Raw genomic sequence first — 18630 nt, 5'->3', positions numbered from 1 at the left:
GTGAGAGAACATATACTTGGGCTACTAAAGACGCACAGTAATCGCTCAAAAGCACGTTTATCCAACTTGATGAATTTGCCGATTGAACAAAGTGCTCAAGCGGCGGAAATCATCGATGAGAAAGGTAAAGTTTATTTAGATTTTGGTGGTTTTGGTGTTTTTATTTTAGGTCATAAACACCCCAAAGTTGTTGAGGCGGTTAAATCTCAAATAGATGTGATGCCGATGAGTTCACGTACATTAGTGAGTCCTAATTTGGCGACCGCGAGTAAAAAGCTGGTAGATATATGCCCGGATGCCATCCAATACGCTTTTTTCACTAATTCTGGTGCTGAGTCAACGGAGTTGGGATTAAAGCTTGCCAGAGCCAACGGTTGCAAGCACATTATTGCTCTCACCGGTAGCTATCACGGTAAATCATTGGGTGCGCTGTCGGTTACGCATCGCGATGAATTTAGAGCACCTTTTTCTCCTTTATTTGACAATGTTGAGTTTGTTGAGCGCGATAACATTGCTGCTTTAAAGTCGGCATTTGCAAAGCACAGCGAGCCTGTTGCATTTATCGCAGAGCCAGTACAAGGTGAAGGCGGTGTTTATGCCTTAAGTTATGAATTTTTACATACCGCAAAGCAATTATGCGACCAGTCTGGCGGTTTGTTTATTTGTGATGAGATCCAATCTGGTTTGGCACGCACAGGCACTATGTGGGCGATAGATAAACATAATATCGTGCCCGATGTGATGTTAGTTGGCAAAGGCCTCAGCGGCGGCGTCGTGCCCTGTGCCGCTGTAGTCGCCACAGAAAGGGCATTTGCACCCTTGAATCAAGATTTTATGCTGCATTCAAGTACCTTTGGAGGCTCGCCCATTGCACTGGCGGCAGCAGAGGCGACCATTGATGTTTTGCTCAGTGAGCAAGTAGCGCAACGCGCGTCTCGTCTGGGTCAACAGATCCTAGATAAACTCAACGACATCGTGCACGCTAAAAATGCTCAACACGAGGAGCAAATTATCATACGAGGAGAGGGGCTGTTAATTGGGATTGATGTCGGCACGCCAGCTCGAGCCGGCCAGCTGACACTGTCACTGCTCAACCAAAATATTCTTACCAGCCATTCATTAAGTAATGCTTCAACTGTGCGCCTTACCCCTTGCGCTTTTTTAACTGACGATCAGTTAGCACAGTTGTACAAGGCGTTCACCAACGCAATTGAAAAGATTTAAGGAAAGACCATGAGAGACGTAAAATATATTCAAACTGTTAACGCTTCAGCACAACAAGCATTTGAGAAAATTGCCGACTTTAAATCGTTTGAAAGTCACTGCCAAGCTGTGATCTCTGTGGAAGTGACAGAAATTAGCGAGCAAGAGTCTGAATCAGCATGGCTAGTGCACTTTCATGACGGCAAAATGTCTTGGCGAGAGCGCGATATATTTGACAAAACCAATCTAAAAATTGAGTTTACGCAAATAGAAGGAGACGCTGATATCTTTGAAGGATGTTGGCGTATCGAATCACTAAACGACGCCCAGTGTACCATCGCATTCGATGCTCGTTTTTGCATGGGGATCCCAACACTTGCGGATATTCTTGAGCCAATTGCAGAGTCAGCAATAAAGCAAAATGTCGAACAAATGTTGAGTGAATTATTTGCAAGCCAAACAGAGGCCGTTGCATGAGCACCTACCAAAAAGCGCAGCAATTGCTGCGCGATACATTACCTGAATTAGCAAGCTACTTGAAAGAAACCTACTTTGATGAGCTTGAAGGGGAGCAAAGCCAAGCAATTAATATATTTAAAGCAGCTGGCGGTGCGTCCACTTTAGTTAAAGAAAAATACGGTGGCAAAGGGCTCAGTGCATGGCAGGCTGTGCAATTACAAATGGCAATTGGGGGCGCTTCTCCGTCTTTGGCGATTGCCGCGGGTATGCATCAATTCTCAATTGCGACACTGCAAGAAATGGCCAAAGTTGGGAGCGGATTAGAGTCACTGATGTTAGAAGGGATCTCTCGCTCAAACTTACTTGTCTCCTCGGCGTTTAGTGAGGGACAAATTGGTAAAAGCATTCTGAAGAGCCAAATTATTGCTAAAGAAATTGACAAAGGATACGTCATATCAGGTGTGAAAAAGCCGTGTAGCTTGGCCCATTGTATGGACTTATTAACGGCAAGTGTTCAAGTTGAGCCAAAATCCGGTGAGCCGTATTTTGCTGTGGCAATGATACACAAAGCGTGCGAAGGCATTTCTGTAGAAAAGTTTTGGCAAGCTCCGTTTTTAAAAGCGAGCCAAAGCGAAGCCGTGGTTTTGGAGAATGTTTTTGTGCCGCATTCGATGTTGGTCAATGTTGATGAAAAATCTGCATATCAATCGCATGTCGCTGGATTTGTATGGTTTGAACTGATCACCTGTGCGTCTTATTTAGGCATGGTATGTGGTTTAGTTGAACGTGCCAGTGAATTGGGTAGGCTGCAAGACTCAGATAAAGCAAAGGTGCATATTCAGCTAGAGGCATGTGCACTATCACTCAAAGCAATCGCGGGTGATATGAACGACCAAACTCAAGATACCCTTGCTCAGGTCCTGAGTGTCCGATATCACTTGCAAGATGTGCTTGCTGATGTGACCCAGAATATATTGAGTTTGGTCGGTGGTATTAACTATATCAATACCGGCTATTTCGCGACAATAGCCCAAGTTATCCATGCGTTTAACTTCCATCCGCCTGCTAAACACGCGATGTATGGGCCCCTGAATCAATATTTTGATGGTCAAGAGTTGGAGATGGTGTAATGCGTTTAGCGCTGTGCAATATTGAAAATATGGCGACCTTGCCCGCAATTCTTAAGGTTTTAGAAACGCACAAGAATGACATCGAGTTAGTGATCACAAGTGATCCTTACTCAAAGAAAAATGGTGGCTTTATAAAACAAGCCTATAAAAACATGCGTAATCGAGGATATGGCTTTACAGAGTACCTGTTCGTTAAGATGGTACTTTTGACGCTTATCCGTCCTTTATTAAAATTCTTTGGAAGGGACGTTTTTCCCAGTATTAAACAGCGCTGTGAAGATCTTGGGATCACACATATCAAAGTGAAAAATGTAAACTCTCCTGAGGTGGTTAATCTCCTCAAGGATAAACAAATAGACTTGTTGACTATTTATTACTTTGATCAGATTTTGCACGATGAAGTCATCAGCATTCCAAAGCTGGGGGTGGTTAATTTTCACCCTGCTTTTTTGCCTCAGTGCAGAGGCTTGTTTCCCATTATGTTCAGTTATCTCTACAACCAGCAAAATTATGGGATCTCTGCCCATTGGGTAGAAAATAAAGAGATTGATGCTGGTCCTATCATCGCACAATGTGCGATTGATGTACCAAAAGCTGAGTGCTTATTGGATATAGATAGACAGGTGAGCAATCATTTCCCGCAACTATACGGGCAGGTGATAAGTACGCTTAAAGATCAGCAAGTCGATGCGCAAAAACAAGCACATGCTGGAAGTTACTTTTCGTATCCCACCAAGGAGCACCTCACTTTGTTCAAACAGTCACTGTGTTTGATTAAATGGCGTTGGGTCCTAAATGCGTTATGTAAAAAAGGCTGAGAAGAAGTGTAGAAATGTGGATTGCTTAACGAGATTGGTACTTAAATGTTATCGGTACACCTAGTATAAAAATCAAACAGCGGTACAATGAAGGTAAGTTTAGTATTTTTATTCTAATGTGCCGTATTTGCAAGGTTACTTAAGCGAGCGAAGTTGGCTCGCTTTTGGTTTATAAATTGCTTTACTTTGCTGGACTCTACAGAGTTTTGGCGCAATACACTAAACTGAAGGTCTACAGGGCAAGTATAAACAGTAAAGAAGTTCGCAAGGATCAAATATGAGAGTTTTATTAATCTTGATGTTGTTACTTACCGCACACTATAGTGTTGCGGAGGCTGACAATGTGCAAAATCAAGGGCTGCCTGTGGCGGCTTACAGTGTGCAAGAAGCGACAGGCTTTTATCAGTTTCGCCAAGTCACGGGCCAGGTAGTCAAACATCAAGAAGCGGAAATCGGGTTTGAATTTAATGGCGTGCTTGAAGCACTTTATGCTGATCAAGGCGATGTTATTGAAAAAGGGCAATTGCTTGCGAAGCAAGATACCCAGTTACTCGAGGTTGAAAAACTTGAACACCTTGCCAACCTAGATAAAGTCAAGGCCCAGCTGACACTCGCACAGCAAGATAGCGAACGACTCTTTAAACTCAGTAAATCAAACTATTCGGCACAGCAACAGTTAGATCAAAATCGATCTCAAATTGCCGTACTCAACGCAGAATTACAAGTGTTGAAGGTCAAGATTAAAGGTATTGATATTCGACTTGGTAAAGCCCATTTAAAGGCACCTTTCGATGGTGTTATTGCCTCACGAAATGTGTCTCTTGGTGAAGTGGTGGGACCGGGGAAAACTGCACTGCGTGTACTGGAACAGGGAAATTCAGAAGTGCGTATAGGTGTGCCACAAAACTTGCTAGTAAACATCCAACAAACTATGCCCATTAGTGTGGGTGGAAATGTATATCAAGCTGAAAAGCGTTCTGGCGGCACAAATTTAGACCCCGTATCTCGTACAGTTCAATTGCGCTTTGCATTGCCGCATGATGCGGTTGTTTTTTCGGGGCAAATGGCATCGATGACAATCGCAAAGAAACAACAGAAAAAAGGGTATTGGGTACCCATTAGTGCGCTAACTAACGGTACTCGCGGTACTTGGCAAATATACCAAATTGAGCAAGGCCATTTGCAGCCGACAGCGGTTGAAGTGCTGCATAGCGATGGTCAATACGCTTATATAGACGGGGATTTGCAAAATGGCACAGAAATCTTAGCCAATGGTACTCACAAAGTTGCAGCGCATATTAAAGTAGATATTGTCCAATCGGTTGCCACTCGAGGTGAGCAGCAATGATTGCTTATTTGTTGAATAATGCACGTTTTCAAGTCCTACTCATCGCCTTACTGTTAGTGTCGGGTTTTGCGGCTTTAAGCAGTTTACCTCGCACCGAAGATCCACGGATAATCAATCGCTTTGCATTTGTGACTACCTACTTACCCGGTGCATCAGCAGCGCGAGTTGAAGCGCAGGTTACTGAAAAAATAGAGCAAAAATTAAAACAACAAGCAGAAATAAAAAACTTGATAGCGATGTCCCGCTCGGGGATCAGTGTACTGAGTATCGAGCTAGAAGATGCGGTCATCGATAGCAACCCGGTGTGGTCAAGGCTGAGAGACTTGCTTGACGATGTGCAAATTGAGCTGCCCGAAGAGGCATCATCTCCATTGCTAGAAGATGATCGGGGCTATGCGTATACCAAAATTGTCGCGTTAACCATAGAGCCCGACCAATCGGCATCATCGTCGCTGCAACAGACAAAACAAATAGCAGTGAACCGATATACCAAAGAGCTTCGCAATCGATTAAGAAATCAAACTGGCGTTGAGGTGGTTCATTTATTTGGAGTCGCAAATGAAGAGGTGAGAATTACCCTAGACCCCACTAAGTTAAAATTGGCCAATTTGTCATTTGAGCAAGTCGCGCAAGCGGTAAAAAATGCAGATGCAAAAATATCTGCGGGCATGATCACCAACCCACAAGTTCAAATGCAAGTTGAGCTCTCTGGCGAGTTTACTAACATTGCTCGGATTGCAGCTATTCCTATCCAAAGTGATAGCCGTTATGGCCAGATACAGCTCAGTGATATTGCGAAAGTCGAGCGCATGCTGGTTGAGCCGCAGCAAGAGGTTGCTTGGGTGGATGGCATGCCAGGGGCTTATTTAGGAATACGCATGTTGCCAGACGTACGTATTGATAAATTCTCAGCTCAGATAGATGTTTTACTTGATGAGTTTAAACACACGCTCCCCAATAATATTCAATTACACAGCTTATTTGATCAAAAAGGTTACACCGAAGAGCGGCTGGGTAGTTTGTTAGACAATATCTTACTCGGTTTTGCGCTAATCCTAGTGGTTCTATTCGTTACTTTGGGGCTCAGGGCTGCGATAATTGTTGGTCTCGCTTTGCCACTTACCGTGATGTTTACACTGGCATGTATGAATATATACGGGTTACCAATTCATCAGATCTCAGTGACCGGTTTGGTAGTGGCTCTGGGTATCATGGTTGACAATGCCATCGTTATTACCGACGCAATTCAAAGATATCGACAACAAGGGATAGCGGTATTTAAAGCTGTATCTAAAGCGGTTAATCATTTTTGGTTACCACTATTGAGCTCTACCTTAACAACCATTTTGGCATTTATGCCCATCGTATTAATGCCTGGACCCTCAGGAGAGTTTGTAGGTGGTATCGCTTTAAGCGTGATTTTTGCTTTAGTGGGCTCCTATGCTATCTCTCATACCTTAATTGCTGTATTTGCAGGAAAATATGTTCAAACTGACAATGAAAATAGCAATGGATTTTTAGTTCAAGGGATCCGGCTTGGCGCTCTAAGTGAGGCTTTTGAGAAAGTGTTAAAACGCTCTTTAAAAACGCCATTACTCACTACATCATGTGTCATGGTATTGCCTATTTTAGGGTTTATTTCAGCAGGCCAATTAACCGAACAGTTTTTCCCTCCTGCTGATAGGGATATGTTCCATATCGAAGTCCGATTATCGGACAATGCCAGTATTCATGCTACCAATGCATTAGTAAAAAGAATGGACGAGCACATTCTTAAACATGAAGGTATTGAGCGTCTTGATTGGATGGTCGGGCGCAATATCCCGATTTTTTACTACAACTTAATGCAAAGGGACAAAGGGGCGCGAAATTACGCTCAGGCGATGGTGAAAGTCACTGACTTTGAACGAGCAAACACACTGATAAAAACCTTGCAAAGTGAATTAGATAGGGCGTTTCCTGAAGCACAAACTCTAGTTAGAAAGCTTGAACAGGGGCCACCATTCAATGCTCCAATTGAAATTAGAATATTTGGCCCAGAACTCGATAAGTTGGCCGAGTTAGGTCAGCGAGTAAAGCAGACTGTAATTGCGCATCCTGATGTGACGCACACACGAACAACCTTACAATCTGGTGCAGCAAAAGTTGAGTTAATTGCACAAGAACCGCAGTTGATCCATGCGGGTGCTCAAGCACAGCGTGTCGCGGCTCAGCTTCAGGCTCAATCACAAGGCGTGACAGTGGCAAGTATTTTGGAAGATACGGAAACTGTGCCAGTAAGCTTACGGTTTGATAATCAGTATCGTGACGGGTTGGATGGCTTAGCTAATGTGGAGGTGATGGGCGATCAGCCGTTGCTCTTATCGGCATTTGCTACCAGCCGAATTGTGCCTGAACAAAGTACGATCCATCGCCGAAATGGAGAGCGACTTAATGTGGTTGAGGCATTCTTGCAAACTGATGTACTGCCTGCAAAAGTCCTAAAAGAGATACAAATACAACTGGAAAAAGAGCAATTTTTGCTGCCTGTTGGTTATCGGTTGGAAATTGGTGGAGAATCTCAACAGCGAGATCAAGCGGTTGGGAGTTTACTGGGTAAAGTTGGCGTAATTTTTGTCTTACTGATCACTGTGCTTGTGTTAACTTTTAATTCCTTCACGACAACAGGCCTAATATTGATAACTGCCTTTCAATCGGCGATGCTGGGCATTTTAAGTGTTTATATTGCTGGTTATCCATTTGGGTTCACAGTTATTATAGGATTGCTTGGACTCATGGGGCTTGCTATCAATGCTGCGATAGTTATTTTGTCAGAGTTAAGAGCGAGCAAAGCCAGTACTGTCGACGAAATAGTATTGGGTGTAATGACGTGTGCTAGGCATATTACGTCTACTACCATCACAACGGTTGGTGGTTTTTTGCCTTTGATCCTCGCTGGTGGTAGCTTTTGGCCTCCGTTTGCAATCGCGATTGCTGGGGGCACTGTGCTGACAACTGTTTTATCATTTTTCTTCGTGCCTAGCTGTTATTGGTTGATGCAGAAAAAGCATTCCACTTCTTTGTTCACCAGCCTTAAAAAGATAAAACCATGAATTTGACGAGAATGGCTGGTTTATATACCAGCCATTTTTATTATGTTCGAGTATCACAGGCAGGGCCCTCCATTTTTTTTGCATATTTTGTCGATATGCTTGGAGTAATAAAAAATCAATTCGATTTTAATACCTTCCAAGCAAGCAGAGTCACATGGACGTGGCTTCTTTTTAAGTTAAGTTCACTTTTCCGTTTGTTGTTCTTGAATTCTGATTAATGTTTAGCTCAATAGCGAGCCAATGATAAACGAGCCTAGCAATAAGAAAGCAGTAACTAAACGGTTAAATTCCCTCGGAAGATTATGTAATCAGGAGTGAGTGAAAAGAAGAGTAACAACAACGAGTGGTATAGCGTTATCTATATTGCGAAGATATTAAAAATGACTTGGCAGGAGTTGAGTCATAAAGCCCAAGTTAAAAATCTTGAGCTTCTAATCGTGTTTATAACAGGGTTATAGTGGGTATTTACATGTTCCAACCTGCATGTGTGTAAACCAACGACAGCCTTTTTCAAAAACCGTTGCTGGGAAAGGGTTATCACCTCCACCGGCTACATTAGGTGTTTGCATAACAGGAAGAGCGTTGCTGTTTTTTGATAGTGACTTAATTGCTTTTTTATTTATTTTTAATTTCACTTTATATTTCCTTGTTGAATCTAGTGTTCAGTATTTACGTTATCAGAGTTTTCACATATGTTAAAGTGTTTGATTTGTGAAAGTTAATGTCACCTTTAAAGTTATTGTGTGATTTTTAAATGTTATGAGCTGTATTGCCTTATGTTTAAAATGGATATCTTTGATTTTTGTTTTTTTGAAAATGTGAATAATGTAATTCGTATTATTGCGAGTTGGTCGCTATAAGTTGGTGGTTTTTGTAAAATTCAAAGGTATTAAGTCTATTTAGTGCAATAATGGTTGGTTTTGGAGCGTGTTGCTTTATGAATTTTCAGGTTGAATTAAATTAATTTTTTGAATAAATTATTATTTACATTTGTGGGGTGGTGACGCTATTTAATAATGGTTTTTTTGGCACGTTTATTTTTGACTCAATAAAATTTAATTTATCGAAATAGGTCCCATGATGTACGTGACGTAATTATTCTTAACTTAGCCCCTACGCTCTGAACTTAACTACGTCACTCTGCAGTCAATCCCGTCGCACAGTTCATAACCCTGTCATGTTGAACTCAATCTCGTCACACAGGTCATAACTCTGTCATTCTTGAACTCAATCCCGTCACACAGATCGTAACCCTGTCATCCTTGAACTAAACCTCGTCACCCTGAACTTGTTTCAGGGTCCACTTGCTTTCAAGCGCAGCGCCGTTCATTCTGCCGGCTTGTGAATATGTGGATTGCGGGGCAAGCCCACAATGACGAAGTTTGCGCAATGAAAGGCGATGGTAAACTTTTATTGGATGCATACCCCTCGCTCTGCACCTAACTAGGTCACCCTGCAGTCAATCTCGTCGCACAGATCGTAACCTTGTCATCTTTGAACTCGATCTTGTCACACAGGTTGTAACCCTGTCACCCTGAACTTGATCTCGTCACACAGGTTGTAACCCCGTCATCCTGAACTCAATCTCGTCACACAGATCGTAAACTTGTCATCCTTGAACTAAACCCCGTCACCCTGAACTTGTTTCAGGGTCCACTTGCTTTCAAGCGCAGCGCCAATCATTCAACCTGCTTATGAATATGGATTGCGGGGCGAGCCCGCAATGACGAAAGGGGGTGTTGCTGTTGATTTCAGGGTCCACTTGCTTTCAACGTCATTCTGCCGGCTTGTGAATATGGATTGCGGGGCAAGCCCACAATGACGACGTTTGTACAATGAAAAGCGATGGTTAACTTTTTTGGATGCATACCCCTCGCTCAGCACTTAACTAAGTCACTCAGCAGTCAATCCCATCACACAGGTCGTAACCCCGTCATCCTTGAACTCAATCCCGTCACACAGGTCATAACCCTGTCATATTTGAACTCGATCTCGTCACACAGATCGTAACCCTGTCATCCTTGAACTAAACCTCGTCACCCTGAACTTGTTTCAGGGTCCACTTGCTTTCAAGCGCAGCGCCGATCATTCAACCTGCTTATGAATATGGATTGCGGGGCGAGCCCACAATGATGAAAGGGGGTGTTGCTGTTGATTTCAGGGTCCACTTGCTTTCAACGTCATTCAGCCGGCTTGTTAATATGGATTGCGGGGCAAGCCCACAATGACGAAAGGGGGTAGTGATTGTTGATTTCAGGGTCTAGTGGCTTGACCACATGAACTCATAAAAAAATGTGCTCTGCGCAATCTTATTTATTTTAAAATAATTTATTTCCCCACGCTTTGTTAGGCAAAATTCTCCTGTTGTTTTGACGTGTGTGTTGCTGTATTTTATTGTGGTTTTTACATTTATTTTCAGGTGTGTCTTCTGATGACTTTACTCGCACTGTTTGATAAAAAGCCTAAATTCAGAGTGTTTTTATCGTTTCCTATTTGTTGCTGAAAATTGTTTGTACTAGGTCCAAACTTAGAAAGAGAGTATTTCCGTGCCACCAATGCCAGAGTTAGAATTATATAATTTAATTGCGCTCAGAGGGTTTCAAGTTTGTGTGTTTAGCATTGCTATATACTTTGCTTTTGTTGCAAAGCAAAAAGGAATCGCGTTCTTATATGACAAACGCTTTAAGCTCGACTCTGACTACAATATAAAACAAGTATCATATTGGATTACATTTGGGGTGATTTTTGTGCTTCACCTTGGTGATGAGCAAATTAACTATGCAATTATTACCGCAGACTTGGACTATATATTTAGGAGGCGGCTGTTCTATTTAGTTAGAGTGTGGATCGTACTGATGTTTTTGACATCTGTATACGCACTACATTCGCTCAGAGGCTGCCCTTTTTCACAGACAACGAGATGGGTTTATTATCTTTCTATACTTGTTGCAACAATAAGCTTTGCACAATTTATTTTGAGAGGGTATCTACACACGGATATCTTAAGCCCTGTTTATCGAGGGTTTAATGCGGTTCACTTATTTTTTCTTTCTATTACGCTATTGTCATACCCTGTAAGGGATCTCTATCAATCATATCGAATTCGAGCGAGTTAAGTTTTAGTGATGTATTGCGGGTTAAATGCACAAGGTCAGAGATATGCTCAATGGCATTAAATAGTCATACTAGAGGGTAATACAAGGTGTTTCGAGCCCGCTAAGTAGTGAAATGAAATATTACGAGGTTGGCATAGTTGGCATTCTAGGAGGTGAGATTACTATTCGTATTTAGCATATAAGAACTCTAAGTTGTATAAGCGCGAATGTTGTTGTATTTTGTTGTGGTTTTTACATTTATTTAGAACCTGTTATTGAGTTGCATTTTGATTGGCATAAACCCAGAGCAAAAAAGCGGAACCTACTTAGATTCTATCTTGTCCTGATTAGTGGAAAACAAATAGCTACTTACCAAGCCTAAACGTAGAAAGAGAGTGTTTCCGTGTCACAAATGCCAGAAATGGAACTATACGATTTTGTTGCGCTCAGAGGTTTTCACCTGAGCGTGTTTTGCGTTGCTATATATTTTGCTTTTGTAGCAAAGCAAAAAGGTATCGCATTTTTGTATGACAAGCGCTTTAAGCTCGACTCTGACTACAATATAAAACAAGTATCCTATTGGATTACATTTGGTGTGATTTTCGTATTTCACTTTAGCTTCGATAAGATAAACTATGCAATTATTCCCCTAGATTTGGATTATATGTTTAGGAGGCGGCTGTTCTATCTAGTTAGAGTGTGGATTGTACTGATGTTCTTGACATCGATATATGCATTACATTCGCTCAGAGGTTGCCCTTTTTCATCGACAACGCGGATGATTTTTTATATTACCATATCCATTGCGACATTGAGTTTTGTGCAGCTAGTTTTGAGAGGGTATTTGCATACAGATATCTTCAGCCCTGTCTATCGGGGAGTTACCGCTGTTCACAATGTTTTAATTTCTACAACTTTGCTGTCATACCCTGCAAAGGAGCTATATCAATCTTATCGAAGGCGAACGGCTTAAGCTTTGATGATGCTTTCCATGCCCAAAATATGCCCTAAGTGATACCTGCGCTGCGTTTATAAATGACCAAGCGAGAACAGAATACATGGTTTTCCGTGTTCGCTAGTTATTAATGTTCCCTGGGTACGAAAAACAGCATGCTGATAGTGTAATTAATTCTTATTGGGTAGCGTGGTGTGAATTTAATATTCTCACTACGTAAACAGAAGTACTGAGTTGTTTTTGCATCAGTGTTGGTGTATTTTGTTGTGGTTTTTACATTTATTTAGAACCTGTTATTGAGTTGCATTTTGATTGGCATAAACCCAGAGTTAAAAAGTAGAACCCACTTTGACTCTATCGTGTCCAGATTAGTGGGAAACAAATAGCTACTTCCCAAGCCTAAACGTAGAAAGAGAGTGTTTCCGTGTCACAAATGCCAGAAATGGAACTATACGATTTTGTTGCGCTTAGAGGACTTCACCTTAGCGTGTTTTGCATTGCTATATATTTTGCTTTTGTAGCAAAGCAAAAAGGTATTGCATTTTTATATGATAAACGCTTTAAACTAAATTCTGACGACAACATAAAACTAGTATCCTATTGGGTTACTTTCGGGGTGATTTTTGTACTTCTCCTCGGCTTCGACAAGATTAACTATGCTATTATTACGGCAGATTTGGATTATATGTTTAGGAGGCGGCTTTTCTACTTGGTTAAAGTGTGGATTGTACTGATGTTCTTGGCATCGATATATGCATTACATTCGCTCAGAGGTTGCCCTTTTTCAAAGTCAACGCGGTTGATTTTTTATATTTATATATCCATTGCGACATTGAGCTTTGTACAGCTAGTTTTGAGAGGGTACTTACATACAGATATCTTAATGCCCGCCTATAGGGTGTTTAATGCGGTTCACAATGTTTTGATTTCTATTACTTTACTGTCATACCCCGCAAAGGAGCTGTATCAATCTTATCGAATTCGAACTGGTTAATTTGCACTCGATGTGATATCGCAGTGTCCTGATTATTTGCTGATTGAACGTAGCTTAGTATTTGGTAGAAAGTGAGAATTAACAGTGTTCCAGTACATATTTGAAAACTACCCTGCAGTTCCATTTAGAACCTTTCAAGTCATTATGACTGTTACCTTGTTCTATTTTATTTATGAAGTAAAACGTCATGATATATCCATGTTTTACGATAGGACTAGAGAGTTAAAAAGCGATGATGATAAAGATCTAGTCTCTTGGGGAATAACATTTTGTGTTGTCTATATTATGCAGTTTATTGATAATCCTATGCATATCGCTATTATAGGATTGGATATGGACTATATTTTGAGGCGTAGACTCTTTTATCTCCTTAAAATTTGTACAGGCCTTGTAATCTTTTTTGCAATTTATGCTCTGCATGCCTTACGAGGGTGTTCATTCTCTCAAGCAACAAGATTTATTTACTACATTTACTTATTGCTGATAACAGTACACTTTTTGCAGTTTATCTTAAGGGGATATATGGAAACAAATATTCTAAGCCCTTTATATCGAGCTAATGCGTCTCTATGTTATTTATACCTAACCATAACAATACTGACTTTACCCATATCAAGGCTTTACCGACGTTGGTATGCAGCAAGAAAAAAAGCTAATTAAAGACTAAGAATTGCTTTAAACTGGAGTTTAAGTCCAATTTCCCAGTACTGAAAAAACTACAAAATAAGGACTTTACTGTAATATAAGGCCCGCAATGAAAAGAGATATACTGAGAATTCATCTATGATACGACTGGACCAAGTAGAACTTGCAACAATAGCCTATTGGGGCTACCGAACTGCGGTATATGCGGCATTCTTTTACTTTATTTTACAAGCTTACAGGCGTGGTATCGCAGTCTTTTATGATAAGCGTTTAAAATTAACAGATACGTCAGATAAAGATCTAGTTTCATGGGGAATAACTATTTCAGTCATGTTTGTCCTGCAATGGATTGATCATTTACTCCACTTCTCATTGATTGGGCTCGAGATGGATTATCTATTGAGGCGAAGATTGTTTTACGTAATAAAATTGTCCTTGGCTTTGTTTTTTATCTTTATCATCATAGCATTGCATACACTCCGAGGGTGTACGTTTTCTCGTCTTTCTAGACTTTCCATGTATTTGGTCATACCTAGCGCTACCGTGAATTTTATGCAACTGATTTTTCGAGGCTACTTGGAATCAGAGGCTTTACGGCCTTGGATTGTAATAGTAATAGTGAGTGTTCAGATATGTTATTTTGTTGCCATATTTTCATATTTAGCAATGCAACTATTTGCCGATTACAAGCGATATATAAGAGGTCGAAAAAATGACCAAGAAGAGTGTTAAATCGACTGAGGCTATGCTGTGGCACAATCTTTAGAACCCGAGTTGTACAACTGGATCGCAGTAAGAGCCTATCAATTGGTCGTGCCTGTTGTTTTTATATACCTGATTTTCATGCTAAAAAAGAAAGGCGTGAGATTCTTCTATGATAGAAATCAAGCTGTAAAAACAGACTCTGAGAAAAGTTTGATCTCCTGGAGCATCACTGTTTGGACCATAGTTATGTTGTATATGACAGATGGGTATGTGAACCAAGCAATCCTTGATGCTGATATGGATTATTTGGTTCGAAGGCGACTATTTTATTTTACTAAAATGTGCTTTTTAACCGCATTTATGATTTGTATATACACGCTTCACAGACTGCGAAATATCAGTTTTTCTCAATCTACCCGCGTAGTTCTCTATAGCAGCACCTGCAACATTACAATGTTTTTTGCTCAGTTTATATTACGCGGTTATTTGGAAAATGACATTTTGTTGGCCGCCTACCGCCAAGTATCAGCGATTCATTACATTGTCTGTTGTTTGGCGATATTATATTTACCTCTTCGTTTGTTTATCGCGGATGTTAAGCTACGTAAAAGGGATTACTGACAGAATAGTATTAAATGGCAACCTCTTTTGCATAAACAATAGTGTATTTGGCACAGTTCTGGTTATCTTGCCAACCAGTTTGTTTAGTGACATGCAATGGCACACCATAGAATTGTGCCATTCCAGCAAGTACACCCTCTACCAAATCAAACATTCTCCTCGGTGATGTGTATATCAAGTTAGCTTCGATGGGAGATAGTGCACAATATTGAAATTTAGGTGGCTGCGCGTCAGGGTAGAGCTTTTTTAATTCTACGTGGTGTAAGTCGTCCAATTGTTTTAGCACATATGCTGGGTGTGCGTAGTCTGTAAATTGCTTTGGAAGCAAGCCCGAAAGACGTGGGTATAACCACTTTCCAAAATCAAAATGTGCCTTCTCTAGGCTGATCCCCGCTTTTTTGATCACAGTGTCGACCAATTCGATGAGTTGCTCGTCCGGGTAGTTTTCCGTACGCACAAAACCTGTACTGGTATCAAACGAGCAAGCTTCTAATGCATCATATAATAACGCTTCACCCGCGACTTCGCTGACAAATTCTTCGAGTAAGATAAATATATGTCCTTTCATGATACGGATTCCTGTGCCAACGGCAGGCTAATGGTAAAAACTGTCCCTTCACCTTCAGTACTTTCAACGGCAATGCGGCCCCTATGTTGTTGAATTATTTTGTATGAAATAGACAGCCCTAGGCCAGTGCCTTTTCCAACGGGTTTAGTAGTAAAAAAGGGGTCAAAGATATTTCGTAAGTTTTGTGCTGAGATCCCAATGCCATTGTCCGCGATGGTGACATAAATGTTTTTGTCATCGAAACTACTAGTTATGTCGATCTTGCCGAGCTTTTCTATGGCTTGCCCGGCATTAATTAAGAGGTTTAAGAACACTTGGCATAGCTTGTTACCACTACAACTGAGCTTGGGTAATTGGCTAAGTTGTGTGTTTAATGTCGCATGATGTTTAAAGCTGCTTTGTGCTAGATTAATGGCTTGATCTAACACCAAGTTAAGATCTTCAGGTGCCATCTCTTCGTTGTCAATGTGTGTATAGTTTCTCAGTTCAGTGACGATAGAAGCAATTTTGTTGAGCCCACACAAAGACTCGTCCATTAAATCGGGAATATCATCTTGGATAATGGCGACGTCGTAACTGGACTTTAGCGTCAGCATCTGCTGCTCGTTGGGGACCATTTTTTCAAGGTCATCTTGGTAAGCTAACAGAGTGACTAAGTACATTTTTAGCGTTTCGATATTTGACCTTGCATAGCCTGTAGGTGTATTGAGCTCATGTGCCACCCCCGCAGAAAGTTGACCTAAAGATGCCATTTTTTCTTGCTGGATCAATTGCTCTTCTTGCTTTTTCAGCGCATCGAGCGCCGCACAAAGCTCCTCGTTTGCTTTGTACAAACTGCGCGACTTTGACTCAAGCAGGTCTTCAGCGTGTGCTTTGCCAGCCAGCGCACGCTGCAACTTTTTCTCGAGTAGCGCGATTGTGTTATTTGCTTCTAGTGTTGTCATGCAAATCCAAATCAGTCGTTACACTTAGTTACTTACAAGCAAGAATGGCTCCATATTATTTAGCATGGGTTGTCTAAGATGTTTTATTCATTTAAATCAGAAGGTAACAATGAGTGTTTGGCTTTTCTTAGACTGGCTTCTTTGGCTTATTTGCATTTTGCAAACATGGAACAAGAGGGAGGTTTTTTCCAAAATGCGAAAACAAAGGTTTGTTAAGTCAACTTACGAAAAGCAAAGTTGTTTTGCAATTTGGTACTGGCAATATCCGCCAAATTACTTGCCATCAGTGCCATAAAACTCCGTGGCGGAATATCTTCACTTTTCTTACTTATTTGCTTTCTAGGCTCCTCAAAGTGGTCAAATAAAGGAATAAAAGGCCTTTTTATCAATTACTTTGGGGATACAAAATGACATTTAAAAAAAGGGCAATCTGCGCTGCTTTAACTTTAGGTTTGTCGAATTATGCGCTGGCAGGCTGTGGCGGTCTAAGTGATGGGGCTTCTGCATATATTGATGGTGACACTCTAAAAATTAGTGGTACGAATAGCAGCGAAAAGTTTACTTTAAGCATGTCTGGTGACGATTTAACAGTGACTAGAAAATCAGGCAGCAGCTCGAGCTGCGACAAGTTTTATCTAAGCCAAGTTAATGTGATCCAGGCATCTTTGAACAGCGGCAATGACACCTACAACGGCAAAGATATAGCAGTTGTGCAAAAGGTATATGGCGGTAATGGCAATGACAATATCACAACAGGTCGAAAAAACGATTACATTCGTGGCGGTAGCGACAACGATAAAATATTTGGCAGCAGCGGCAATGACTTTCTGATTGGAGACCATGGTAATGACGAAATAGATGGTGGCTACGGCAATGATAGGATCAGCGGTGGTAACGGTCATGACACACTTTTTGGCTCCTACAACAACGACATTATTACAGGGGAAAATGGTGGCGACCTGATCATGGGCGGTCAGGGCTCCGACACCCTATATGGTGGTAATGGTAACGACTATATTGGTGGAGGCTGCACGCTAGAAAATGCTAATGGCGCGAACATTTATGAGCAGTCAGCATGTAATGATGGTGATGACCGAGCAGACAAACTGTATGGTGGGGACGGTCATGATGTTCTGAGCGGGGGCAGTGGCAGCGACACCTTATACGGTGACGACGGACATGACTATTTAACAGGCAACAGTGGCCGAGAAGACAGGCTATATGGCGGAGAAGGAGATGATGCGCTGTTTGAAAACGGTGATGGAAACCCGAACAACCAGCGTTGGCACAAGGCATGGGGCAATGGTGGTGATGACATTATTGTCACAAATGGAGAAAACTCTAACCAAGAAGGCGGTGGAGGTAATGACGTAATTATTGCGCTTTCTACTAACTTTGATGCCAAAATACATGGCGGCAAGAACGGTGACTACATATGGACTGGCGACAGCGCACCCGAGGGGACATGCGGGAAAGGTGAAGACAAAGGGATGGCGTTTCTCAATAGCTGTGAAAGCACAACTTGGGTAAAAGACTACCAAGGGTTACTATCCAAAGTGGATAAGAAAAAGAACTTCGACAATCCCTATTATGACGCCGCAAATGCCGCAGTAGAGTTAGATGGTTCTCATACAGGGTTTAAAAAAGGCTGGAGAGACTACGGTAAAAATCAAAAGCCCTCGGTTCTTTATGACATTGTATCCCCCGCAGTATTTAAGCGTTGGCAATCAAATAAAAATACAGCCCCTTATTCCTATTATGAGTGGGGTGTGACGTTTAGGTCTGGCTATGGTGCATATGGTACTTACACCAACTGTGTAGAAAACAAGGTGGCTTATTACTGCAAGTTTCAATTGGGTCATTCTCAGTCATGTTATGACAAAGATGGTGACTCCGTAGCGTGCAACAATTAATCTAATCTGGCAATCAGGTGTTAAGTCGCAAAGCCCACGATAGTGGGCTTTTTTGGGTATAAACTTTGAAATTCAGCGTGGATTGCGGGGCAAGTCCACAATGACGAGAGTGGAGTGTGAAAGTTGATTTCAAACCCTCA

11 protein-coding genes are annotated in these 18630 nt (G+C 41.5%); 8 read left to right on the top strand and 3 right to left on the bottom strand.

What is annotated here, in order from left to right; all coding sequences use genetic code 11:
• The 6 genes from N483_RS22000 (at window position 1) to N483_RS21975 (ending at window position 8050) form a co-directional block, all read left to right on the top strand.
• Complete coding sequence (locus N483_RS22000; RefSeq protein WP_023397970.1) at window positions 1–1224, top strand: aspartate aminotransferase family protein; 1224 nt, start codon at window positions 1–3, stop codon at window positions 1222–1224.
• A gap of 9 nt (window positions 1225–1233) precedes the next feature.
• Window positions 1234–1680: a type II toxin-antitoxin system RatA family toxin gene (locus N483_RS21995; protein ID WP_023397969.1), complete on the top strand. Its 447-nt coding sequence runs from the start codon at window positions 1234–1236 to the stop codon at window positions 1678–1680.
• Window positions 1677–2792, top strand: a complete 1116-nt coding sequence (locus N483_RS21990) for an acyl-CoA dehydrogenase family protein (protein ID WP_023397968.1) — start codon at window positions 1677–1679, stop codon at window positions 2790–2792. Before N483_RS21995 ends, N483_RS21990 begins: the two co-directional genes overlap by 4 nt.
• The gene (locus N483_RS21985) at window positions 2792–3610 is read left to right on the top strand and encodes a formyltransferase family protein (protein ID WP_023397967.1); all 819 of its coding nucleotides are present in this window, start codon (window positions 2792–2794) and stop codon (window positions 3608–3610) included. The genes N483_RS21990 and N483_RS21985 overlap by 1 nt, the downstream gene beginning before the upstream one ends.
• Window positions 3611–3887: 277 nt before the next feature.
• On the top strand, window positions 3888–4958 hold the full coding sequence (locus N483_RS21980; protein ID WP_023397966.1) for an efflux RND transporter periplasmic adaptor subunit: 1071 nt from the start codon (window positions 3888–3890) through the stop codon (window positions 4956–4958).
• Complete coding sequence (locus tag N483_RS21975; RefSeq protein WP_023397965.1) at window positions 4955–8050, top strand: efflux RND transporter permease subunit; 3096 nt, start codon at window positions 4955–4957, stop codon at window positions 8048–8050. Before N483_RS21980 ends, N483_RS21975 begins: the two co-directional genes overlap by 4 nt.
• Before the next feature lie 452 nt (window positions 8051–8502).
• Here the strand turns inward: N483_RS21975 and N483_RS21965 are convergent, their stop codons facing one another.
• Window positions 8503–8685, bottom strand: a complete 183-nt coding sequence (locus N483_RS21965; RefSeq protein WP_023397964.1) for a hypothetical protein — start codon at window positions 8683–8685, stop codon at window positions 8503–8505.
• A gap of 1920 nt (window positions 8686–10605) precedes the next feature.
• Between N483_RS21965 and N483_RS21960 the strand changes: the two genes are divergently transcribed.
• Complete coding sequence (locus N483_RS21960) at window positions 10606–11166, top strand: hypothetical protein (protein ID WP_036975152.1); 561 nt, start codon at window positions 10606–10608, stop codon at window positions 11164–11166.
• 3909 nt (window positions 11167–15075) lie between these two features.
• Here N483_RS21960 and N483_RS21930 read toward each other — a convergent pair.
• The gene (locus N483_RS21930; protein WP_023397957.1) at window positions 15076–15633 is read right to left on the bottom strand and encodes a heme NO-binding domain-containing protein; all 558 of its coding nucleotides are present in this window, start codon (window positions 15631–15633) and stop codon (window positions 15076–15078) included.
• Complete coding sequence (locus tag N483_RS21925; RefSeq protein ID WP_023397956.1) at window positions 15630–16577, bottom strand: sensor histidine kinase; 948 nt, start codon at window positions 16575–16577, stop codon at window positions 15630–15632. The genes N483_RS21930 and N483_RS21925 overlap by 4 nt, the downstream gene beginning before the upstream one ends.
• 407 nt (window positions 16578–16984) lie before the next feature.
• Between N483_RS21925 and N483_RS21920 the strand changes: the two genes are divergently transcribed.
• Window positions 16985–18490 (top strand): calcium-binding protein, encoded by a 1506-nt coding sequence (locus tag N483_RS21920; RefSeq protein WP_023397955.1) that lies wholly within the window; start codon window positions 16985–16987, stop codon window positions 18488–18490.
• Window positions 18491–18630 lie beyond the last annotated feature (140 nt).

The organism is Pseudoalteromonas luteoviolacea NCIMB 1944 (assembly GCF_001625565.1).
GTDB classification, from domain to species: Bacteria; Pseudomonadota; Gammaproteobacteria; order Enterobacterales; family Alteromonadaceae; genus Pseudoalteromonas; species Pseudoalteromonas luteoviolacea_F.
This window is presented reverse-complemented; position numbering and strand designations above follow the sequence as displayed.

Excerpts from the sequence above, each read along its gene's own strand:
- N483_RS21930 (WP_023397957.1), bottom strand. The coding sequence starts at position 15,633 with ATGAAAGGACATATATTTATCTTACTCGAAGAATTTGTCAGCGAAGTC.
- N483_RS21975 (WP_023397965.1), top strand. The coding sequence starts at position 4,955 with ATGATTGCTTATTTGTTGAATAATGCACGTTTTCAAGTCCTACTCATC.
- N483_RS21995 (WP_023397969.1), top strand. The coding sequence starts at position 1,234 with ATGAGAGACGTAAAATATATTCAAACTGTTAACGCTTCAGCACAACAA.
- N483_RS21980 (WP_023397966.1), top strand. The coding sequence starts at position 3,888 with ATGAGAGTTTTATTAATCTTGATGTTGTTACTTACCGCACACTATAGT.
- N483_RS21920 (WP_023397955.1), top strand. The coding sequence starts at position 16,985 with ATGACATTTAAAAAAAGGGCAATCTGCGCTGCTTTAACTTTAGGTTTG.
- N483_RS21960 (WP_036975152.1), top strand. The coding sequence starts at position 10,606 with ATGCCAGAGTTAGAATTATATAATTTAATTGCGCTCAGAGGGTTTCAA.
- N483_RS21925 (WP_023397956.1), bottom strand. The coding sequence starts at position 16,577 with ATGACAACACTAGAAGCAAATAACACAATCGCGCTACTCGAGAAAAAG.
- N483_RS21990 (WP_023397968.1), top strand. The coding sequence starts at position 1,677 with ATGAGCACCTACCAAAAAGCGCAGCAATTGCTGCGCGATACATTACCT.
- N483_RS21985 (WP_023397967.1), top strand. The coding sequence starts at position 2,792 with ATGCGTTTAGCGCTGTGCAATATTGAAAATATGGCGACCTTGCCCGCA.